19 protein-coding genes are annotated in these 20472 nt (G+C 69.2%); 12 read left to right on the forward strand and 7 right to left on the reverse strand.

The genetic code is table 11. The features are described 5' to 3' along the window. Window positions 1–206: 206 nt before the first annotated feature. Complete coding sequence (locus DELCS14_RS31030) at window positions 207–371, forward strand: hypothetical protein (RefSeq protein ID WP_013803086.1); 165 nt, start codon at window positions 207–209, stop codon at window positions 369–371. 59 nt (window positions 372–430) lie between these two features. Here DELCS14_RS31030 and DELCS14_RS18825 read toward each other — a convergent pair whose 3' ends face one another. The 4 genes from DELCS14_RS18825 to DELCS14_RS18840 form a co-directional block, all read right to left on the reverse strand. Then, window positions 431–1165 (reverse strand): hypothetical protein, encoded by a 735-nt coding sequence (locus DELCS14_RS18825; protein ID WP_013803087.1) that lies wholly within the window; start codon window positions 1163–1165, stop codon window positions 431–433. Beyond that, complete coding sequence (locus DELCS14_RS18830) at window positions 1162–2154, reverse strand: MlaD family protein (protein WP_013803088.1); 993 nt, start codon at window positions 2152–2154, stop codon at window positions 1162–1164. Before DELCS14_RS18830 ends, DELCS14_RS18825 begins: the two co-directional genes overlap by 4 nt. 65 nt (window positions 2155–2219) lie before the next feature. Then, window positions 2220–3023, reverse strand: a complete 804-nt coding sequence (locus DELCS14_RS18835; protein WP_012204765.1) for an ABC transporter permease — start codon at window positions 3021–3023, stop codon at window positions 2220–2222. A gap of 72 nt (window positions 3024–3095) precedes the next feature. Further along, window positions 3096–3560, reverse strand: coding sequence for a Cd(II)/Pb(II)-responsive transcriptional regulator (locus DELCS14_RS18840; RefSeq protein WP_013803089.1), 465 nt, complete (start codon window positions 3558–3560; stop codon window positions 3096–3098). A 39-nt stretch (window positions 3561–3599) separates the two neighbouring features. Here DELCS14_RS18840 and DELCS14_RS18845 point away from each other — a divergent pair, with 39 nt between their 5' ends. The 10 genes from DELCS14_RS18845 (at window position 3600) to DELCS14_RS18890 (ending at window position 12595) form a co-directional block, all read left to right on the forward strand. After that, complete coding sequence (locus DELCS14_RS18845; RefSeq protein WP_013803090.1) at window positions 3600–5822, forward strand: cation-translocating P-type ATPase; 2223 nt, start codon at window positions 3600–3602, stop codon at window positions 5820–5822. After that, window positions 5819–6205, forward strand: coding sequence for a DUF3703 domain-containing protein (locus DELCS14_RS18850; protein ID WP_013803091.1), 387 nt, complete (start codon window positions 5819–5821; stop codon window positions 6203–6205). The genes DELCS14_RS18845 and DELCS14_RS18850 overlap by 4 nt, the downstream gene beginning before the upstream one ends. A 49-nt stretch (window positions 6206–6254) precedes the next feature. Then, window positions 6255–6746 (forward strand): hypothetical protein, encoded by a 492-nt coding sequence (locus tag DELCS14_RS18855; protein WP_228676793.1) that lies wholly within the window; start codon window positions 6255–6257, stop codon window positions 6744–6746. A gap of 121 nt (window positions 6747–6867) precedes the next feature. Then, window positions 6868–7227, forward strand: coding sequence for a hypothetical protein (locus DELCS14_RS18860; protein WP_013803092.1), 360 nt, complete (start codon window positions 6868–6870; stop codon window positions 7225–7227). Next, window positions 7224–8672, forward strand: a complete 1449-nt coding sequence (locus DELCS14_RS18865; protein ID WP_013803093.1) for a TolC family protein — start codon at window positions 7224–7226, stop codon at window positions 8670–8672. Before DELCS14_RS18860 ends, DELCS14_RS18865 begins: the two co-directional genes overlap by 4 nt. A gap of 1 nt (window position 8673) precedes the next feature. Further along, complete coding sequence (locus DELCS14_RS18870; RefSeq protein WP_013803094.1) at window positions 8674–10056, forward strand: copper oxidase; 1383 nt, start codon at window positions 8674–8676, stop codon at window positions 10054–10056. Between the two features lie 20 nt (window positions 10057–10076). After that, the gene (locus DELCS14_RS18875; RefSeq protein WP_013803095.1) at window positions 10077–10568 is read left to right on the forward strand and encodes a cupredoxin family protein; all 492 of its coding nucleotides are present in this window, start codon (window positions 10077–10079) and stop codon (window positions 10566–10568) included. Between the two features lie 33 nt (window positions 10569–10601). Beyond that, the gene (locus DELCS14_RS18880) at window positions 10602–11111 is read left to right on the forward strand and encodes a DUF411 domain-containing protein (RefSeq protein ID WP_013803096.1); all 510 of its coding nucleotides are present in this window, start codon (window positions 10602–10604) and stop codon (window positions 11109–11111) included. A gap of 14 nt (window positions 11112–11125) precedes the next feature. After that, window positions 11126–11518: a copper-binding protein gene (locus tag DELCS14_RS18885; RefSeq protein ID WP_013803097.1), complete on the forward strand. Its 393-nt coding sequence runs from the start codon at window positions 11126–11128 to the stop codon at window positions 11516–11518. Between the two features lie 66 nt (window positions 11519–11584). Further along, the gene (locus tag DELCS14_RS18890; protein WP_013803098.1) at window positions 11585–12595 is read left to right on the forward strand and encodes a P1 family peptidase; all 1011 of its coding nucleotides are present in this window, start codon (window positions 11585–11587) and stop codon (window positions 12593–12595) included. Between the two features lie 6 nt (window positions 12596–12601). On the opposite strand, the gene DELCS14_RS18895 is transcribed toward DELCS14_RS18890, so the two are convergent. The 3 genes from DELCS14_RS18895 to ettA all read right to left on the reverse strand — a co-directional run bounded on the left by DELCS14_RS18895 (window position 12602) and on the right by ettA (window position 18231). Then, entirely contained in the window at window positions 12602–13747 is a 1146-nt protein-coding gene (locus DELCS14_RS18895; protein ID WP_013803099.1) for an FAD-dependent monooxygenase, read from the reverse strand. Between the two features lie 167 nt (window positions 13748–13914). Then, window positions 13915–16509, reverse strand: a complete 2595-nt coding sequence (locus DELCS14_RS18900; RefSeq protein ID WP_013803100.1) for a DUF1631 family protein — start codon at window positions 16507–16509, stop codon at window positions 13915–13917. Window positions 16510–16569: 60 nt separating this feature from the next. After that, window positions 16570–18231, reverse strand: a complete 1662-nt coding sequence (gene ettA / locus DELCS14_RS18905; RefSeq protein ID WP_013803101.1) for an energy-dependent translational throttle protein EttA — start codon at window positions 18229–18231, stop codon at window positions 16570–16572. Window positions 18232–18498: 267 nt separating this feature from the next. On the opposite strand from ettA, the gene DELCS14_RS18910 reads away from it, so the two are divergent. Next, window positions 18499–20295, forward strand: a complete 1797-nt coding sequence (locus DELCS14_RS18910; protein WP_013803102.1) for a DEAD/DEAH box helicase — start codon at window positions 18499–18501, stop codon at window positions 20293–20295. Window positions 20296–20472 lie beyond the last annotated feature (177 nt).

Below are 20472 nucleotides of genomic sequence, written 5' to 3' on the forward strand. Positions count from 1 at the left end.
GGGACTTACGTCCCGAACTTTCAGCGAGGCTCTGCCTCGCTTTTTTTTCGGCCTCTTGAAAGTCGATAGAAATTTTCTCTCAGCAGTTTTCTACAAACGTCAAGAGAGAAAGCGATTGTCCGACAGCCGCGCTGCGCAATCCGGTGTGCAATGGAGTCCAGGCCCAGCCCAATGCTCTGCCTGCGCTGCCAGACAGGAGGTCCACCATGCGCAGACCCAGCCCCTTCGGACGTCATCCCTTCATCGCCTTCACCGCCACGGTCGTGCTTGCCGTAGCCGCCAGCGTTGCCACCTTCTGGCTGGACAGCGCCGCCCCGGCCGCAGACACCTTGCTGCAAAAAGACCCGGGCGCCCTGCTGTCGTCGATGTAAGCCCTGCAAACGCCTGCAAATGCCTGCCCAGCGCCATCCCTTTCGGACTGGCGCTGTTTTCATTTGCCGGCCGATGTGCCCCCACCGCTGGCCATCTTCTCCAGCAGCGACAGCCTGCGCCTGACGGCCTGGGCCTTGTCCACCTCGCCCGCCTGATCATGGGCCCTGGCCTGCAGCAGCAGCCAGGCCATCACCGCACGGCGCCAGCCCTGGGCCGAGGCGGTTTCGGCACCCAGCTCCAGCAACTGCGGCTGTGCCGCACCCGCCCGCAAGGCCGCGCCAGCCGCCACCAGCCGGGACAGCGGCTCCTTGATGGGGCGCACGGCGGCCAGCGCCGACGCAGACCCGCCCAGCAGAGCCTGCGCCACGGGGCGCTGTAATTCTGGCAATAGCGCAACGTCTTCGGGCCGGGGCCTGCCTTGCAAATAGCGCGCATAAGCGGCCTCGGCCGGCGCAGCGTCAAGCGCCAGCGCCTGGTAGCCGGGGCAGTCGTCCCATTCCAGACTGGCCACCTGGGCCGCGCAGCGCATCAGCTCCAGACGCGCGGCCAGGTCGGTGCGGCCCGTAGCGGCCACCTCGGCGCGGGCCTTGTCCCATTCCATGGCCTGCACGCGCTGGCGGCCTTCCAGGTAGGCGGTGGATGCGCGTTGCGAAGCCGATTCGGCATTCAGCGCCCAGTCCGGCGCGGGCGGGCGGCTGCTGCAGCCGGCCAGCACCAGGGTCAGCACGGCGCCGGCGGCGGCATGGCGCGCCAGGAGGGTTGCGGCAGAAAGTTTCTTGGCGGCAGCACTCATGGCAGCTTCAACTCCGGTTGATGGGCAAACGGCCACTTGCGCTGCAGGTCGGCCAGCACGCCTTCCAGGCGGCGCAGGTTGCCCTCGACCTCGGCGCGCAGGGCACCCAGGTCGGCCGTGGCCTCGCGCGCATTGGAGCCCACGGCCTGGGCCTCGGCCAGCACGGCGTCCACCTTGCCCAGGGTGCGGCGCGTATCGGCCAGCAGGCCGTTGAGCTGCACCACGGTGGAACGCACCTCGGGCATGACGCCGCCGGCGTCGAACACCTGGCTGTCGGCCCGCGCCACCATGCGCTCCATGCGGGCCAGCGTGGCATTGGCGCGGTCCAGCAGGGCCGTGACCTTGCGCGCCTCCTGCTCGCTGCCCATGACCACGCCCAGCACGCCGCCTGGCCCCTGGGCCCGGCCGGCCAGGCCGCGCAGCTCGGTCAGCGACCCGCCCAGGGCCGAGTCCGGCGCGGTGAGCTGGGCGATGTTGCCCAGCACTTCCTTGGCCGTGGACATGATCTGCGGCAGCTCGGCCGTGGCATCGCCGCGCAGCACGGGGCGCACGGCCTCGTCAGGCAGCGGCGGATCGCTGAGGATGCCGCTGTAGGCCTTGATGGTGGTGCCGCCCACCAGCCCCTTGACCAGGGTGAAGACGCTGGACTCGCGCAGCCAGTGCGCATCCTTGCGCGGCACGTCGATGAGGATGCGCACATTGCCGTCCTCGGCCAGCTCGATGCGGCGCACGCGCCCGATCGGAAAGCCCGAGAAGGTCATGTCCATGCCCACGCTCACGCCCTCGGAGTCGTCGGCCGTGAGCACCAGGCGCTGCGTGGCGTCGAACACGCCGCGCGAGTACAGCAGGTACAGGGCCGATCCAAGAATCAGCACCAGCGTGAACAGCAGCAGGCCCGCCGCCTTGGCGCGCAGGTGCGCCACGGGCTTGAGGGCCTCGATTTCCTCGCCGTCCCAGGGGTCTGGCGGCGTGCGCCGCGTATCGGTCATGGCATTCCTTGTTCTGGCACGGGCCTTGCCGTGCATTTGGGGTTCGTGGAGTTCAGCGGGCGTGCTCAGTAATAGTTGCCCATGAGCGAGATCACCTCGATCACCAGCAGCACGGCAAACATGCGCGCAAAGCCGCCCAGCGCCGCGCCGCCCAGCCGGTGGCGCCGCAGCGGCGCATACAGGCCCGAGGCCATGGGCATGATGGCCACGGTGAGGCTGAAGAACCAGGTCTTGAGCACGAAGACCAGGGTCACGGCCGGCGTGAAGATCTGGCCGAAGATGCGCGTATAGCCGGGCAGGCCCGCCAGCGTGAAGCCATAGACGCTCAGGTAGACGGTGACCAGGGCCACCACGCAGCTGAGCACGGCCAGCGTGACCGAGGCGAACACGCCACCGGCCGCGCGCGGCACCAGGGCCATGCGCAGCGGGTCGGAGCCGCGCTCCTGCCAGGCCTGGAGCTGGCCCCGTGCGCGCAGCTGCGCAATCAGCGTGCCGTTGGGGATGGTGCAGCGCATGGCCACGAACAGCGCGGCCGTCAGCGGGATCAGCTCGATCACCAGCACGCGCACCACCATCTCCAGCGCATAGCGCGACAGCCCATAGCTCAGCGCCGTGACGATGACAATGCGCGTGATCACCGCGCACAGCAGCGCCGCAAGCGCCGTGAAACCCAGCAGGATGGGCCCGGTCTGCACATAGATCTGGTGCGCCATGGCACGCCGTGCACCGCGCCGGTAGCTGGAAGGGGACATGGCCAGCACCAGCAGCACGGCGCCCAGGTAGACGCTGCGCCACCAGGCCAGCGCATGGTCGCGCAGCGCCGCCCAGATGCGGTCGGGAAGGGACAGGGCTGCGTGGCTGAGGCTCATCGGGCGATGATAGCGAGCCGTACCGGGACGGTCCGTCGGACGCCGGCGCAAGACAGGCAGCTGCGGACGGCGCTACACATGGCGCTTGGCGCCGGAGCTGCCCAGGGCGGGTGCCAGCGGTTCGTCGGCCTGGGCATGCAAGGCCTCGATCAGATGGCAGTAGCTGTCCGACCCGTCGCACTGGCTGCGCAGCTGCATCAGCTCATGCTCCAGCGCGCGCAGCTCGGCCAGGCGCTCGCGCACATGGCCCAGGTGGGCATCCAGGGTTTCGTTGGCAGCCACGCAGTCGGCCTTGCTGGCACCGTCCAGCGCCAGCAGGGTGCGGACCTCGTCCAGCGACATGTCCATGGCGCGGCACAGGCGGATGAAGCGCAGCCGGTGCACATCGCTGTCGCTGTACAGCCGGTACTGGTTGTCCTCGCGCACGCCTGCACTGAGCAGCCTTTCCTTCTCGTAGTAGCGGATGTTGGCGGCGGCCACGCCGGAACGCTTGGCCGCCTCGCCGATGCGCCAGCGCGCAGATTCATGCTGTGACATGCTTGACCTTGAAGTGACTTCACCGTTTCCAATGCTCGCATGAACTCCAATCGCCTGCCAAGCCCTCAGGGCAACGAGGCCCTGAAAGCCTCCCCAGTCCTTTCCAAGCCCGCCTCGACTTCGCCGTCTTCCGCCTGCGGCACCGATTGCTGCGCGCCCTTCACCATCACCCAGCCCACGCCGGCCCGCAAGAAGCCGCAAGGCCACTCGCATGCGCATGGCGAGGGCCATGGCCACGATCACGTCCATGGCCACGCCCATGACCACGACCACGACCATGACCATGACCACGGTCACGACGAGAGCGATCCCCATGCCGGCCACGACCACAGCGTGCTGCCCGGCTGGCCGCGCATCACGGCCGCGCTGATTGCAGCCGTGCTGGCCGAAGCCGCCCACTGGTTCAGCGGCTCCCAGGGCGGCGTGCCGGCCCTGCAATACGGCGGCATGGCCGTGGCCGTGCTGGCCATTGCCCTGTCGGGCCTGGGCGTCTACAAGGCCGGCATCCGCGACGTGCTGCGCCTGAAGCTGGGCATCCATGCGCTGATGGCCATTGCCGTCACGGGCGCCTTCGCCATCGGCCAGTGGCCAGAGGCCGCCATGGTCATGGCCCTGTACGCCGCGGCAGAGCGCATCGAGGACCAGGCCATGGACCGCGCGCGCAATGCCATCCGCAGCCTGCTGCAGATGGCGCCCGAGACGGCCGACGTGCTCCAGCCCGACGGCAGCGTGCAGCGCGTGGCCGCCGCCGACGTGGCGCTGGACGCCACCGTGCGCGTGGCCCCCGGCGCGCGCGTGCCGCTGGACGGCGTGGTCCTGCGAGGCCAAAGCTCGGTCAACCAGGCGCCCATCACCGGAGAAAGCGCCCTGGCCGACAAGGCCCCGGGCGACGAGCTCTACGCCGGCAGCATCAACCAGGATGGCGAGCTGCAGATGCGCGTCACCTCGGCGGCCAATGACAGCCTGATTGCGCGCATCGTCCACGCCGTGGAGCAGGCCCAGGCCTCCAAGGCGCCCACCCAGCGCTTCGTCGACCGCTTTGCTGCCGTCTACACGCCCATCGTGCTGGTGCTGGCCATTGCGCTGGCGGTGCTGGCACCGCTGGTCATGGACTGGAGCTGGCATGACGCGGCCTACCAGGCGCTGGCCCTGCTGGTCATCTCCTGCCCCTGCGCCCTCGTGCTGTCCACTCCCGTCACCGTGGTCAGCGCACTCACGGCGGCTGCACGCCGCGGCCTGCTGATCAAGGGCGGCCAGGCGCTGGAATCGGCCCGCAAACTGCGCGCCATTGCCCTGGACAAGACCGGCACGCTGACCACGGGCAGCCCCAAGCTGGTCGAATGGAAATCCTGGAGCGAAGAAGGCGCGGCCCAGGACTCCAGCCAGCCCGCCGCATATGCCCTGGCCCTGGCCGGCCGCTCGGACCACCCGGTCTCGCGCGCCATTGCTTCCGGCCTCCAGGCCGATGCCGCCGTGGCCGCCGATGCCGTGCGGGCCTCGGTCAGCAAGCTGCTGGCCCTGCCCGGCCGTGGCGTGCAGGCCGAGATCGACGGCCAGCTCTGGACCCTGGCCAACCTGCGCTGGGTGCAGGAGCAAGGCTGGGACAGCGCCGCGCTGCGCGCCGGCCTGGCCATGCACGAAGCCCAGGGCCGCACCGTGACCCTGCTGGCCGACAGCAGCGGCGTGCGGGCCCTGTTCGCCGTGGCCGACCCGCTGCGGCCCCAGGCCCGCGAGGCCGTGGCACGCCTGCAGGCCCTGGGCGTGCAGCCCGTGGTGCTCAGCGGCGACAACACGGCCACCGTGCGCTCCATCGCTGCCGAAGCCGGCATCCAGGATGCGCGCGGCGGCCTGCTGCCCCAGGACAAGCTCGACGCCCTGGCCGAGCTGCAGCGCACACGCGGCCCCACCGCCATGACGGGCGACGGCATCAACGACGCACCGGCCCTGGCCCAGGCCGACATCGGATTTGCCATGGGCGGCATGCACAGCACGGGCATGGCCATGGAAACCGCCGACGTGGTGCTGATGAACGACGACCTGCGCCGCCTGCCCGAGGTGGTGGAACTGTCGCGCAGCGCCCACGCCGTGCTCTGGCAGAACATCGCCCTGTCGTTGGGCGTCAAGCTGGTGTTCTTCGCACTGGCCCTGGCCGGCAACGCCAGCATGTGGCTGGCTGTGCTCGCCGACATGGGTGTGAGCCTTCTGGTGGTCGCCAACGGCCTGCGGCTGCGCCGCTGGGGCAGCGACAGGGAGGCGGCATGACCGACGCCCAGCGCCGCGCCGCCTTCACCCACCTGCTGCACAGCTTCCGTTCAAGCCAGGACCAGGCGCCCGCACAGCGCTGGCTGCTGCTGGAGGCCAGCCATGTGCTGGGCCAGCAGCTGCTGGGCCTGCACTGGCGATCCCACTGCTGGATGCTGCGCCATGCGCTGCAGCTGCGCGATGGCGGGGAGGTGGCAGGCCAGTTGCTGCGCCTGGCCCTGGTGCCTGCAGGCCACCTGCTGGACCGGCTGCCGCGCGGCAACACAGGCCGCGCCACGGTGCCGGCCACCCTGCCCATGGACATGCCGCCCGCCGTATCGGCCCTGATCGCCGAGGCCCTGCGCGCCACGCGCCGCCCGCCCCGGCAAAGCCCACGCGCCTGAGGAACTTCGCGCCACCGTCCGGTATCATTCCAAACCTATGCGCCGCCCCTTGTCCATTGTCCTGGTCTTGCTGCTGGTCCTTCGTGGCCTGCTGGGCGACGCCATGGCCATGGGGGCTGCGCCCGTCATGCCGGCCCTGGCGCCGGCTGCGGCATCTGCGCCAGCGTTGGCTCCGGCGTCGGCACTCCACCACCACGCGCCCGAAATCGCGCGGGAAGTCGCGCTGGAAATCACGCAATCGCCGGACAGCCCTGAGCAGCATCATGCGGCGCACGTCGCAGATCACGACCCAGATCACGCATCACACGCCGAGCACAGTGCAGGCTGCGCTCCCCAGGCCGGTGGCCTTGCGGGCGGCAGCTGCGGCGAACATGAACATGGGCCCAGCTGCACCCTGTGCGGCATCTGCCATTCGGCCCTTTTCACCCCTGGCCAGATCGGTTCGGACGGCGCAGCGCCGTCCTCCGCACTGCGCCCCCAAGGCAGCGCGCGCTTTGCCAGCGCGGCCAAGCTGCAGGCCATCAAGCCACCCATTTCCTGAAGCCTGACGCCCGAAGTGCGTCCGCGCCATCCCTGCCGCCCCTCCATGGGCAGCCCGCTTGCGGGCATGGCGGGGCGTCTGGCCGCGGATGCGTTGTCCGTTTCGCATTCAGGAGAACACCATGCGCCGTGCGCATTTTCTCGTCCCCCTTATCCAATTCGGGCTGGCGGCCCTTGCCGCATCCAGCCCCGCTGCCTGGGCCCAAGCCCATGACGGCAGCCACCCCCCGGCCTCTTCCTCCGCAGGCCTGACCGGCGCCATCGATCCGGCTGCGGCCAGCCTGCCGCTGCGCCATGCCGCGCTGCCGGCCAGTGGCGCCGTGGAAACCGAGCTGACCGACTGGCGCCAGGCCAATGCGGCCGTGGCCGAGTTTCCCAACGGCCATATGGACATCCTGCGCTGGGAAGCCGCACAGGGCGGCCGATCCACGCCTGCGCCGTCCCCGCACGGCTCTCACATGCAGCACGGAGGCCGGCCATGAAGCGCACCCTCTTCGCCCCCACCCGGCTGGTCGGCGCCATGGCTGCCGTGCTGGTCCTGGCCGGCTGCGCCAGCATCTCGCCCGACGGCCTGCGCGGCGCGGTCCAATCCCATACCGCCAGCCGCCTGCCGGACGGCACCCAATTGCCACCAACCGATCTGCAGGCCCGCGACGCGGCGCAGCAGCGCATCGACGAGTGGCTGCGCCAGCCGCTGGACATGGACCAGTCCGTGCGCATCGCACTGCTCAACAACCCCGGCCTGCAGGCGCGCCTGGCGCAACTGGGCGTGCAGGATGCCGAACGCGTTCAGGCCCTGACCCTGCCCAACCCCACGCTGGCCCTGGGCCGCATGGTCAACAGCGACGAGCGCGAGATCGAACGCCAGCTGAGCTTTGGCCTGGTCAGCCTGATCACCCTGCCCTGGCGCAGCCGCTGGCAGGGCATGCAGATGGAACAGGCCACCCTGACCGCCGCGCAGGATGTGCTGCGGCTGGCTGCCGACACGCGCCGCGCCTGGCTGCGCGCCGTGGCCGCACGCCAGCAGCTGGCGTCCAGCGAGCGCATGCACGAAGCGGCCGAGGCCGGGGCCGAGCTGGCGCGGCGCATGGCCCGCGTGGGCAACTTCAGCCGGCTGCAGCAGGCACGCGAGCTCAGCATCCAGCAGGACACCGCAGCCCAGCTGGCGCGTGCGCGCCTGGCCGCCACGGCCGAGCATGAGCAACTGGCCCGTCTGATGGGCCTGTGGGGACGGCGCATCGATTTCAAGCTGCCCGACCAGTTGCCCGCCATCCCGCAGGCCGCCACGCAGTTGCGCTCCGGGGACGACGCCGAAGCCACCGCGCTGCGCGAGCGCCTGGACCTGCGCGCCCTGCGCCGCGACCTGGACCAGTTGGCCGAGCGCCGTGGCTGGGCACGCCTGGGCGCCATGTTCGGCGACATCGGCCTGGGCTACAACCGCAACACCGCCACGGACCGGGCCACCGGCCACAGCGATGTGACACGCGGCTGGGAGATCGACCTGCCCCTGCCGCTGTTTGACTGGGGTGGCGCCGCCAGCGGCCGCGCGCGCGCCGAGGTCCAGCGCAGCGCGGCCCAGCTGCAGCAAGGCGCCATTCAGGCGCGGGCCGAGGCGCGCAGCAGCTGGATGCGCTACCGCACGGCCTGGGACCTGGCCCACCAGCAGCAGGCCGAGGTGCTGCCGCTGCGCCGCTTCATCCAGGACGAAACCATGCTCCGCTACAACGGCATGTTCGTCAGCGTCTGGGAGTTGCTGGCCGAGGCCCGCAGCAGCGCCCAGGCCGTGGCCACCGCCACCGACGCCCAGCGCGACTTCTGGCTGGCCGACACCGACCTGCAGCTGGCTCTGGCCGGAACCTCGCCAGGCACGGTCGAGGCCGCATCCAGCGCCGCCGCACCCACTCCCACGAACACAGCGAGCCACTGACATGAACCGCCGCAACTTCTTCACCGGCGCAGCCGTGGCCGCCGTCTCCAGCGCCGCCGTCAGCCGCGTGGCCCTGGCCGCCCTGCCCGAGGCAGCGACCCAGTCCTCGGCCGAAACCGCCGCCCCGCTGGCACCGCCCAACGGCCGCCCCTACCGCCCCGTGGTCACGCTCAACGGCTGGACCACGCCCTGGCGCATGAACGCAGGCGTCAAGGAATTCCACCTGGTGGCCGAGCCCGTGGTGCGCGAGGTGGCTCCGGGCTTCTTCGTCAACATGTGGGGCTACAACGGCCAGAGTCCCGGCCCCACCATCGAGGTCGTGGAAGACGACAAGGTCCGCATCTTCGTGACCAACCGCCTGCCCGAGCACACCACCGTGCACTGGCACGGCCAGCGCCTGCCCAACGGCATGGACGGCGTGGGCGGCGTGACCCAGCCGCACATCCCGCCCGGCAAGACCTTCGTCTACGAGTTCACGGCGCGCCGCCCCGGCACCTTCATGTACCACCCGCATGCCGACGAGATGGTGCAGATGGCCATGGGCATGATGGGGCTGTGGATCACGCATCCGAAGGCGGCCCACCCGCAGATCGCCGAGGTCCAGCGCGACTACGCCTTCCTGCTGTCGGCCTACGACGTGGAGCCCGGCTCCATGACGCCGCGCGTGGCCGAGATGACGGACTTCAACATCTGGACCTTCAACAGCCGGGTGTTCCCCGCCATCAGCCCCGTCGTCGCCAGGCGCGGCGACCGCGTGCGCCTGCGCGTGGGCAACCTGACCATGACCAACCACCCCATCCACGTGCACGGCCACGAATTCGAGGTCACGGGCACCGACGGCGGCCCCGTGCCCCGGTCCGCGCGCTGGCCCGAGGTGACCACCGACGTGGCCGTGGGCCAGATGCGCCAGGTGGAGTTCGTCGCCGACGAGCTGGGCGACTGGGCCCTGCACTGCCACAAGAGCCACCACACCATGGGCGCCATGGGGCATGACACGCCGACCATGATCGGCGTGGACCACCGGGGCCTGGTCGGCAAGATCCAGAAGATCGTGCCCGACTACATGGTCATGGGCGAGCGCGGCATGGGCGACATGGCCTCCATGGAAATGCCCCTGCCCGACAACACCTTCCCGATGATGACCGGCACGGGCCCCTTCGGCCCCATCGAGATGGGCGGCATGTTCACCACCCTCAAGGTGCGCGAGCAGTTGGGCGCCAACGACTACGGTGACCCGGGCTGGTTCACCCACCCCAAGGGCAGCGTGGCCTATGAATGGAAGGGGCCGGCGGCCGAGGCCTCCGCACCGCGCCAGACCACGCCCGGCCAGTCCCCCGGCGCACCCAGCGTGCGCAAGCCCGGTGCGGGCCATGAGCACCACTGATGCCATCCAAGGAGCACCTCATGAACACCTTTGCCCTCCTCCTCGCCACCGCACTGCTCGCCGGCCCCGCTGCCGTCTTCGCCCATGGCAGCGAAGCCCACGATGACGCTCCCAAGGCCGCCGCGGTCAAGGAGCAAAAGCCCTGGGGCATTGCCGGCGATGCCTCGGCCGCCCGGCGCACCATCACCCTGGACATGAGCGACAACATGCGCTTCACGCCAGAGCGCATCAGCGTCAAGCGCGGCGAGACGGTGCGCCTGCGCGTGGCCAACAAGGGCCAGGTCATGCACGAGATCGTGCTGGGCACGCCGGCCTCGCTGGACGAGCACGCGCAGATGATGCTCAAGTTCCCCACCATGGAGCACGGCGAGCCCTACATGGCCCATGTCTCGCCCGGCAAATCCGGCGACCTGGTCTGGAATTTCAACCGCGAAGGCAGCTTCGACTTTGCCTGCCTCATCCCCGGCCACTACCAGGCCGGAATGCGCGGAACCATCACGGTGACGCAATGAGCGCGCCACTTCTTCCCCCTTCAGGAGCACCCCATGAAACATGAACGCATGGCATCCGCCCACCCGCGCCGCAGTGCGCTGCGCCGCATGGCCCTGGCCTGCACGGCATTCGCCGCCCCTTCGCTGTGGGCGGCTGCACCCACGGCCCGCATCCCGGTCGAGGTCTGGAAGGACCCCAACTGCGGCTGCTGCCAGGACTGGGTGGTGCACATGGAGCAAAACGGCTTTGCCGTCACCGTGCACGACACCGGCAACAGCGCCGTGCGCGCCAGGCTGGGCATTCCGGCGCGCCTGGGCTCCTGCCACACGGCCCTGGTAGAAGGCTATGCGCTCGAAGGCCATGTGCCTGCGGCCGACGTGCACAAGCTGCTCAAGCAAAAGCCCAAGGCGGTGGGCATTGCCGTGCCCGGCATGCCCGTGGGCAGCCCCGGCATGGACGGCCCCGAGTACGGCGGCCGCAAGGACCCCTACGAGGTGCTGCTGATCACCAAGAACCTCATGAACAGCGACGTTTCCACCCGCACCTTCACCAGCTACCGCTGAACCCGGAGCACACCATGCACAACACAGCCCTCCTTGTTTCCCGTACGTCCCGTACCGCCCTTGCCGTGCGCCTGGCCCTTGCCGCCGCGCTGATCCCGGCCTGGGCCGGTGCCCAGGCCACGGCCCACGACCATGCGGCGCATGGCGCGCAATCTGCCGAAACCGCACCCGCCGCCGCCAGCCAGGACCTCAGCGAAGGCGAGGTCACGCGCTGGGATGCTCGCACCAGCAAGGTCACGCTGCGCCACGGCGAACTCAAGAACCTGGGCATGCCGCCCATGACCATGGTCTTCCAGCTGCGCGTGGCTGCACCCGAGCCCGCCCTCAAGGCCGGCGACAAGGTGCGCTTTCGCGCCGAGCAGGACCAGGGCGCCTTCGTGGTCACGCAGCTGGAAGTGCTGCGCTGAAGAGCGGGTGCAGGGCTGCCGTTTCGGCTAAGGTGAAGGCCTGTCCATCACCGAGCAGAGCAGCGCATGCCAAGCACCGACTCAGACCCCGGCTCCATCACCCGCGTACAGGGCATCGAGGTAGGCCACCACACCGATGCCCGCCGGCCCACGGGCTGCACCGTCGTGCTGGCGCGCGGCGGTGCCGTGGGGGGCTGCGATGTGCGTGGCGCCGCCCCCGGCACGCGCGAGACCGACCTGCTGCATCCCTCCAACCTGGTGCAGCAGGTGCATGCCGTCATGCTCTCGGGCGGCAGCGCATGGGGGCTGGACGCTGCCAGCGGCGCCATGCGCTGGCTCGATGAGCAGGGCATAGGGCTGGATGTGGGCGTGGGCCGCGTGCCCATCGTGCCGGCCGCCGTGCTGTTCGACCTGGCGGTGGGCGACAGCCGCATCCGCCCGGGTGCCGATGCCGGCCATGCGGCCTGCCAGGCCGCCAGCGCCGCGCGGCCTGCCGAGGGCAATGTGGGCGCCGGCATGGGCGCCTGCGTGGGCAAGGTCTTCGGCATGGATCGCGCCATGAAGGGCGGCATCGGCACGGCCTCGCTGACCGTGCGCGGCGTCACCGTGGGCGCGCTGATCGCCTGCAATGCCGTGGGCGATGTGGTCGACCCCCACAGCGGCGCCCTGCTGGCCGGCGCGCGCAGCCCCGATGGCCGCCAGCTGCACGACACCTGCCGTGCCCTGCTGCGCGGCGAAGAGCCCCGGCCGCTGCTGGCAGGCACCAACACCACCATCGGCGTGATTGCCACCGATGCACGCATCACCAAGGTCCAGGCCCAGCGCCTGGCCGTGGTATCCCATGACGGCCTGGCACGCGCCATACGCCCCGTGCACACCATGAGCGATGGCGACACATTGTTCGCCCTGGGCACGGGCCTGGCCGAGCACTCGCTGGGCATGCTGACCCTGTCCGCCATGGCCGCCGAGGCCGTGGCCCTGGCCACGGTGCGCGCCGTGCTGGCCGCGCAGTCGCTGACCACGGCCGAAGGGCTGGAGCTGCCCTGTGCCAGGGAGCTGGCCGCCTGCCGGCCCTGACCGGGCTCAGGCCTGCAGCGCAACCGCCCAGGCGTCGTAGCCGTAGACGCCATCGGCATTGCCACCGGCGCGCAGCCAGTTGTTGCCGCGCGAGCCGATCTGGATCTCGCTGGTGCGCTGCATGCGCATGGCCTGGTAGCGCGCCAGGACCTCGGGCACCTGCTGCGGACCCGGGGCGGCATCCAGGTTGCGGGCCAGCACCACGGCGTCTTCGATGGCCATGCCTGCGCCCTGGGCCATGAAGGGCATCATCGGGTGGCAGGCATCGCCCAGCAGCGTGATGCGGTCCTGCGACCAGGCCGGCAGGGGATCGCGCTCGTACAGCGCAGTCTTGAGCACGCCATCGCAGGCGTCGAGCAGCGCCCGGGCATCGGGATGGAAATCGGCGTAGAAGCCGCGCAACTCCTCGACGCTGCCGGGCGTGGTCCACGATTCCTCGTGCCAGGAATCCTGGGCCGTAGTGGCGAAGATGAAGGTGTCGCGCCCCTGGTTCAGAGGAAAGGTCACGATCTGGCTTTGCGGCGTGGCGCCCCACCATTTGGTGAAGGCCTGGATGTCGGGCACATGGCGCACGCGCTCGGTGGGCACCACCGCGCGGAAGGCCACCACACCCGTGAAGCGCGGGCTCTCGGCACCGAACAGGGCCGCGCGCACCACGGAGTGAATGCCGTCCGCGCCAATGAGTGCGTCCAGCCTGGCCACTTCGCTGCCATCGGTGAAGGCGATGTCCACGCCTTGCCCCGTCTGCGTGATCTGGCTGGCACGCTTGCCCAACTGCACCTGGTCCAGCGGAAAGGCATCGGCCAGCGCGGCCAGCAGATCGGCGCGGTGGATGGTCAACTGCGGGGCGCCGTACTTGCGCTCGGCCTCGTCACCCATGGTCAGGCGCGAGGTTTCCTCGCCCGTGTCCCAGTTGCGGCTGATGCGGTGCGTGGGCCGGGCGGCGCTGGCGCGCACGGCGGCGGCAATGTCGGCGCCCAGGCCATCGAGGGCGCGCACGGCATTGGGCGTGAGGTTGATGTCCGCGCCCACGCGCAGAAACTGCCGGCTTTGCTCGAACACCAATACTTCATGCCCTGCCTGGTGCAGCGCATTGGCTGCCGCCAGTCCGCCAATGCCTGCTCCGACGATGCCTATCCTCAAACGCGCCATGATTCCTGTCTCCTGCTGGTGGGGTCTATTCGGTGATGCGCCCCGTGATCCGGAGCGCACCGATGCAGGACATTGTCTTTTTGACAGGCCTCAGGCCTCAACCTCCGCAAGGCCCGAATTGGGCACGATTCGTCCCCATCGGCGCCGGCACATGTGCGGCAGGCGCCTCAGTCCACGCGCCGCAGTTGCCCTTGTGCCAGCAGCTTGTCGCGCATGCGGCGCGTCATGGACTGGGTGCTGCCATCGGTGGCCGTGAACAGGAACAGCGTCTGCTGCGGGCTGACCCAGGTCAGCTGGGTGCGGATGCACTGCCGGGCGTTGGACAGTTCCACCCAGGTGCCCAGCGCCCAGTCTTCGGACACCACGGGAACCACCGGCGGCGCTGGCTCCAGGGGCAGCGCGGGCTCGGCAGGCATCGGGGCGGCTTCGCCGCCGGCCAACGCAGCCTGCCCCGCAAGGGCCTGCGGCGCTTGTGCAGCCGGGGTGGCCGGCAGCTCATCCTGCAGCGCCTCGGGCAGTTCCAGGTCCTGCTCGGTCAGCGCGCCGATATCGTCCACCATCGGCTGCCGCACATCGAGCGGCACCGGCAGGGAGGCCGCCACGCCAAACAACGACTGCGGCAGACGGCCCGCCAGGGAGCCGGGCGTTGTCTGGCCAAGCGTTGCCGCACCATTGGAGGAAGACAGGGACGCCAGCACCGAGTCCGACCCGTAGATGGTGGGCGGTACGGAGTCCAGATAAATGTCCACGCTCTCTATGGGCTGGCGGACCACACCGGCATCCAGCGCATCCTGGTGCAGGCCGGCCAGGCGCGCGGCAAAGGCCTGGATTTCCTCTTCCGTACGCCCCACGCTGCGCAGGCCGGCGCGCAGCCGGGCCTGCAGCCGGGGTGCCAGCGCCACCAGGCGGTCGGTATCACGGCCCGCATGGGCTGACACGCTCCACAGCAGGCTGGGCACCAGGGCCAGATAGCCGCCGGGGTCCCGGGCCTCGCTGCCGTCCACGGGTTCCTGAACGCTGGCGATCACTTCAGCCCAGGGTCCCGTGGCGAATTCCAGAATGTCATCGGGCACGCCCTGGGCGCTGGGCAGGCGCCGGATGGCGGCTGCGATCTGCTCGGCCCTGGGCATGGCGGTTTCGGGCCAGCGCGGGTCCACGCCCCGCCTTTCCACATGCCTGAGCGCAGCCGAGACAGGCCCGGTCACCGTGCCGCCTTCCGGCATTTCGCCAGGACCCACGGGCTGCATGCCGCTGCCGCCCCAACCGTCGCGCAGCTGCTGCAGCACCGTGGCAAAGGCCGACGCATCGGCACGCTGCAGGGCCGCCAGCCGCATGGCGGCGGAATCGGCCACCTGCAGGAATTGACCGTAGCCCGGCGCGGATTCACTGTCGAACCACAGGCTGCGTGCCGTCAGCTCATCAAGCAGCTGGCGCGCGGGGTGGCTGCGGTCTTCAAAAAAGCGCGCGTCCTGGACAACCAGCTGCTGCAGCAGCGGCTCCAGACGGCCCACGGTGCGCTGCACGGAAGGCAGCAGGCGCGTGTCGGCTGCCATGAAACGCATCATGCGCTGCAGGGTGTGCAGCGCGGCGCCGTCGTCGGCGCGCACGCCGGGTGCGGGCTCCTGCTGCTCGGGCGGCTGCAGCGCCTGCATCAGTTGCTCCAGCTGGGCCGAGTGGTGCTGCACGGACTCCAGCGCCATGCAGCTCAGCGAAGTCCAGCCTTCGGGCAGCGCCGCCAGCACGGTGGGTGCCGTCTCGCTGCCCTGCCAGGCGGTGGTCTGCAGGCGGCTTGCGCCGTCCATGGCCGGCGCAAACTGCCCGGGCACGGAATAGGCGGATGTGTGGGCCAGCGCCAACATGGAAGAAGGCGCCGCAGCGGGCGCCTCGCGGTGCGAATCCATCCAGCGTGGATCGGACAGCAGGGCCGCCACCAGGCGCCGCGTCAGCTCATCTTCCTGGGCCTGCTGGCCAAAGGAGCCATAGGCGCGGCTCTGGGCCACGGCATCGCCATAGTGGGAAGGTGCCCGCCAGCGGCTTTGCCCCGGCAGGTCGGAATGGCGGCGTCCCGCCTCGGGCGAAGGGGCCTGTACCGGCGCCAGGCCATAGGCCGCAGGCTGCACCCCCTTGTCACGCAGGGATTGGGCGATATGGCCGTACTCGGACACCAGCAGCGCACCCAGGTGCTCGCGCATGAAGCCCAGCCAGCAGGCGGCGGAGCCGGGGTCCACCCCGGTGTCGTCGATCACGCGCTGCAGCGCCTGCACATAGCTGTGGGGCCGCAGCGGATTGCGTTCGGGCTGGACACGGTCCAGGCCCTGGACGGCGCTGACCAGGGCATCGAGCTCGGCCAGCGCGATCTCCACCTGCGGCGCCACGTGCTGCAGCAGGCGCTGGTGGGCCAGCTGCGACTGCAGCACGGAGTCGTCCAGGAGGGAGAGGGAGGCGAAATCGGTGGTGCCGGGCACACCGGACGCACCGGAAATGCCAGGCACAGGGGGCCAGGCCGCAGCGCCGCCGGATTGACCAAAGCATTCCAGCAGCGCCCGCCCATAGCCCTTGAGCATGGGCGCCCGGTGGCGGGCCAGCAGCTCCAGTGCCTCGGGGATTTCAGCGCGGCGCGGCAGGCCGGAGCCCGGCTGGTCGGCCTGCTCCATGGCATGCGCCGTGCGCTGCAGCAGCCGCAGGATCAGCGCCTCCGAGCCACGCACAGCCTGCACCAGGCAGGCTTGCAACGCGGCAACAGAAACGGGTGGAGGATTCATGGCCCGAAGAATACAGGCTCCAGCCCGTGCCGGAGGCGCTTTGAGGCTTGCCTTTGATGCTTACTTCAGTGCCTTGTAGCGCATGCGCTTGGGCTTGGCACCCTCCTCGCCCAGACGCTTTTTCTTATCGGCTTCGTACTCCTGGTAGTTGCCGTCGAAGTACACCCATTGCGAATCGCCTTCGGCCGCCAGGATGTGCGTGGCGATACGGTCGAGGAACCAGCGATCGTGGGAGATCACCAGCACCGTGCCCGCGTACTCCAGCAGCGCATCTTCCAGCGCGCGCAGGGTTTCCACGTCCAGGTCGTTGGAGGGCTCGTCCAGCAGCAGCACGTTGCCGCCCTGGATCAGCGTCTTGGCCAGGTGCAGGCGGCCGCGCTCGCCGCCGGAGAGGTTGCCGACCTTCTTTTGCTGGTCCTGGCCGTTGAAGTTGAAGCGGCCTGCGTAGGCGCGCGACGCCATCTGGAACTTGCCGACGTTGATGATGTCCAGCCCGCCCGAGATGTCTTCCCACACCGTCTTGTCGTTGGCCAGCGCGTCACGCGTCTGCTCCACATAGGCCATCTTGACCGTCTGGCCCACGATGACTTCGCCGGAGTCGGCCTGCTCGCGCCCCGCGATCAGCTTGAACAGCGTGGACTTGCCGGCACCGTTGGGGCCGATGATGCCGACGATGGCGCCAGCGGGGATGTTCATGGTCAGGTTGTCGATGAGCACGCGGTCGCCAAAGCTCTTGGTGACGTTGTTGAACTCGATGACCTGGGTGCCCAGGCGCTCGGCCACAGGAATGAAGATTTCCTGGGTTTCGTTGCGCTTTTGGTATTCGAAATCGCTCAGTTCCTCGAAGCGCGCGATACGGGCCTTGGACTTGGTCTGGCGGCCCTTGGCATTCTGGCGAACCCACTCCAGTTCCTTCTTCAGGGCCTTGGCACGGGCTTCCTCGCCCTTTTGCTCGGACTCCAGGCGGCTTTGCTTCTGGAACAGCCATTCGGAGTAGTTGCCCTTGTAGGGAATGCCGTGGCCACGGTCCAGTTCCAGAATCCACTCGGCAGCGTTGTCCAGGAAGTAGCGATCGTGGGTGATGGCCACCACGGTGCCGGTGAAGCGGTGCAGGAATTGCTCCAGCCATTCCACGGACTCGGCGTCCAAGTGGTTGGTGGGTTCGTCAAGCAGCAGCATGTCGGGCTTGGACAGCAGCAGCTTGCACAGGGCCACGCGGCGCTTTTCGCCACCGGACAGCTTGCCGATCACGGCATCCCAGGCCGGCAGGCGCAGGGCGTCGGCAGCGATCTCCAGCTGGTGCTCGGAGTCGGTGCCGGCAGCGGCGATCTTGGCTTCGAGCTCGCCTTGCTCGGCGGCCAGCGCGTCGAAGTCGGCATCGGGCTCGGCATAGGCGGCGTAGATTTCATCGAGGCGCGAACGGGCCGCGTTGACTTCGGCCATGGCCTCTTCCACGGCTTGGCGCACGGTGTGCTCCGCATTGAGCTGCGGCTCCTGCGGCAGGTAGCCGATGGACAGGCCCTGCATGGGCAGCGCCTCGCCTTCGAATTCCTTGTCCACCCCAGCCATGATCTTGAGCAGCGAGGACTTGCCCGAGCCGTTCAAACCCAGCACGCCGATCTTGGCGCCCGGGAAAAAGCTGAGAGAGATGTCCTTCAAGATCTGCCGCTTGGGCGGCACGGTCTTGGTGAGGTGGTTCATCGAGAAAACGTATTGAGCCATTCTGGTCCGAGTACTTGAATCGTTGATTTCTGCAAAAACCGGGCAACAAATCGGTTGCACGCCAGCCGTGATTATCCGCGCATGCGACAATACCCTGCGTCACGGGTTCCAGTTGCCCGTGACATCAGCATTCCAGCTGGGGACGATGGACGCTGTTTTCCAGGCTCCCGACATTGAACTACATCCGCCTACGACTGGTCCGGCAACCGCCCTGGTTGCCTCGACAGGCAGATACCCAGCGCCCCGGACGGGCGCATCTTTGATCACATGACATTTGAAGAACTGAATCTGGCTCCCGCCATTCTGAAGGCCGTGCTTGAGGAGGGTTACGAGAACCCGACTCCCATCCAGGCACAGGCCATCCCTGCGGTGCTCGCCGGCCACGACCTGCTGGCAGGTGCCCAGACCGGCACCGGCAAGACCGCTGCCTTCACCCTGCCCATGCTGCACCGCCTCTCGCAAGGCCAGGTGCCGCGCAACAAGTTCGGCGGCAAGGGCATCCGCGCCCTGGTGCTGACGCCCACGCGTGAACTCGCCGCACAGGTCGAGGAATCGGTGCGCAGCTACGCCAAGTACCTGGACATCAACTCCACCGTCATCTTCGGCGGCGTGGGCATGAAGCCCCAGATCGACCGCATCAAGAAGGGCGTGGACATCCTGGTCGCCACGCCGGGCCGCCTGCTGGATCTGCAGCAGCAAGGCTTCATGGACCTGTCCACCGTCGAAGTCCTGGTGCTCGACGAAGCCGACCGCATGCTGGACATGGGCTTCATCCATGACGTCAAGAAGGTGCTGGCCCTGGTGCCCAAGGACAAGCAAAGCCTGCTGTTCTCGGCCACCTTCAGCGACGAGATCCGCGACCTGGCCAACGGCCTGCTGCGCAACCCGCAGTCCATCCAGGTCACGCCCAGCAACACCACCGTGCAGCGCATCACCCAGGTGATCCACCCCGTGGGCCGCGGCAAGAAAAAGCAGGTGCTGCTGCACATCATCAACGAGAACAACTGGAGCCAGGTTCTGGTGTTCACGCGCACCAAGTTCGGCGCCAACAACGTTGCCGAATTCCTGACCAAGAACAACATCAGCGCCATGGCGCTGCACGGCAACAAGAGCCAGAGCGCCCGCACCCAGGCCCTGGCTGGCTTCAAGACCGGCGAACTGCGCGCCCTGGTCGCCACCGACATCGCTGCACGCGGCATCGATATCGATGAGCTGCCGCACGTCGTGAACTACGAGATCCCCAACGTGTCCGAGGACTACGTGCACCGCATCGGCCGCACGGGCCGTGCCGGTCGCGAAGGCCACGCCGTCAGCCTGGTCTGCATGGACGAAGAAGGCTTCATGATGGACATCGAGCGCTTCACCAAGCAGGAAATCCCTGTGCAGGTGCTCGAAGGCTTCGGCCCTGAAGAGGACGAAGTGGCCGAACCCATCGCCATGGGCCGCCAGACCATCTGGGGCGGTGCGGGCAAGCCGCCCAGCCGTGACGTCATGCAGGCCGCCGCCAAGGCTGCGCGCCAGGAAATGATGGACCGCATCCGCACCACCAAGGCCACCCAGCCCGACCGTGGCGGTCGCGCAGGTGGCCGTGGTCAGGCGCCCAAGGCCGGCTCGGACGAAGGCCGCTCCGAAGGCAACGCCGGCGGCCAGGGCCGTGGCCGCAACCACGCCGGTGCAAGCGCCAACAACAAGCCGCGCCGCGATCGCTTCGATGGTCCGGGCAATGGCTCCGGCGCCGCCCACCGTCCCAAGGCAGCCCCCCAGAACGCCCCCAGGCGCGGCCCGCGCCCTGACGGCGAAGGCGGCGGCGGTGTCCGTCGCTTCGATGACCAACCCCCGCGCGCTGATGCCCACCTGGGCACGCAGCTGGGCCATGCACGCAGCAGCGGCCCCCGTGGCAGCGCAGGTGGCGGCCAGCCCGATCCGATGCGCACCAGCGTGGACACCATGGCCGAACGCGGCCGCCGTGGCGGCTTCAACCGCGGCGGCAATGGCGGCGGTGGTGGTGGCGGCTTCGGCGGCGGTGGCCGTGGCGGCCCCTCGCGCGGCGGCTACGGTCGCTGACCTGCACTGCGGCTCCTTGGCATGCCCTGCGGCAAGCCGAGGAATCCGCCAACAAAAAGGGGCTGCATCTCTCCGGGGCTGCAGCCCTTTTCACATGGCGCAGATTGCGCATTCAGCCGACAGCGCGCCGCAAGCCTGCATGGCTATCATCCCGATAGCATTGCGGCCTGCGGCTAT

Origin of the sequence: Delftia sp. Cs1-4, from assembly GCF_000214395.1 — a bacterium.
Classification (GTDB): domain Bacteria; phylum Pseudomonadota; class Gammaproteobacteria; order Burkholderiales; family Burkholderiaceae_C; genus Comamonas; species Comamonas acidovorans.

Coding starts and splice junctions, on each gene's coding strand:
- DELCS14_RS18880 (WP_013803096.1), top strand. CDS start 10,602: ATGAAACATGAACGCATGGCATCCGCCCACCCGCGCCGCAGTGCGCTG.
- DELCS14_RS18900 (WP_013803100.1), bottom strand. CDS start 16,509: ATGAATCCTCCACCCGTTTCTGTTGCCGCGTTGCAAGCCTGCCTGGTG.
- DELCS14_RS18830 (WP_013803088.1), bottom strand. CDS start 2,154: ATGACCGATACGCGGCGCACGCCGCCAGACCCCTGGGACGGCGAGGAA.
- DELCS14_RS18875 (WP_013803095.1), top strand. CDS start 10,077: ATGAACACCTTTGCCCTCCTCCTCGCCACCGCACTGCTCGCCGGCCCC.
- ettA (WP_013803101.1), bottom strand. CDS start 18,231: ATGGCTCAATACGTTTTCTCGATGAACCACCTCACCAAGACCGTGCCG.
- DELCS14_RS18885 (WP_013803097.1), top strand. CDS start 11,126: ATGCACAACACAGCCCTCCTTGTTTCCCGTACGTCCCGTACCGCCCTT.
- DELCS14_RS18870 (WP_013803094.1), top strand. CDS start 8,674: ATGAACCGCCGCAACTTCTTCACCGGCGCAGCCGTGGCCGCCGTCTCC.
- DELCS14_RS18840 (WP_013803089.1), bottom strand. CDS start 3,560: ATGTCACAGCATGAATCTGCGCGCTGGCGCATCGGCGAGGCGGCCAAG.
- DELCS14_RS18850 (WP_013803091.1), top strand. CDS start 5,819: ATGACCGACGCCCAGCGCCGCGCCGCCTTCACCCACCTGCTGCACAGC.
- DELCS14_RS18890 (WP_013803098.1), top strand. CDS start 11,585: ATGCCAAGCACCGACTCAGACCCCGGCTCCATCACCCGCGTACAGGGC.
- DELCS14_RS18845 (WP_013803090.1), top strand. CDS start 3,600: ATGAACTCCAATCGCCTGCCAAGCCCTCAGGGCAACGAGGCCCTGAAA.
- DELCS14_RS18860 (WP_013803092.1), top strand. CDS start 6,868: ATGCGCCGTGCGCATTTTCTCGTCCCCCTTATCCAATTCGGGCTGGCG.
- DELCS14_RS18910 (WP_013803102.1), top strand. CDS start 18,499: ATGACATTTGAAGAACTGAATCTGGCTCCCGCCATTCTGAAGGCCGTG.
- DELCS14_RS31030 (WP_013803086.1), top strand. CDS start 207: ATGCGCAGACCCAGCCCCTTCGGACGTCATCCCTTCATCGCCTTCACC.
- DELCS14_RS18825 (WP_013803087.1), bottom strand. CDS start 1,165: ATGAGTGCTGCCGCCAAGAAACTTTCTGCCGCAACCCTCCTGGCGCGC.
- DELCS14_RS18895 (WP_013803099.1), bottom strand. CDS start 13,747: ATGGCGCGTTTGAGGATAGGCATCGTCGGAGCAGGCATTGGCGGACTG.
- DELCS14_RS18865 (WP_013803093.1), top strand. CDS start 7,224: ATGAAGCGCACCCTCTTCGCCCCCACCCGGCTGGTCGGCGCCATGGCT.
- DELCS14_RS18835 (WP_012204765.1), bottom strand. CDS start 3,023: ATGAGCCTCAGCCACGCAGCCCTGTCCCTTCCCGACCGCATCTGGGCG.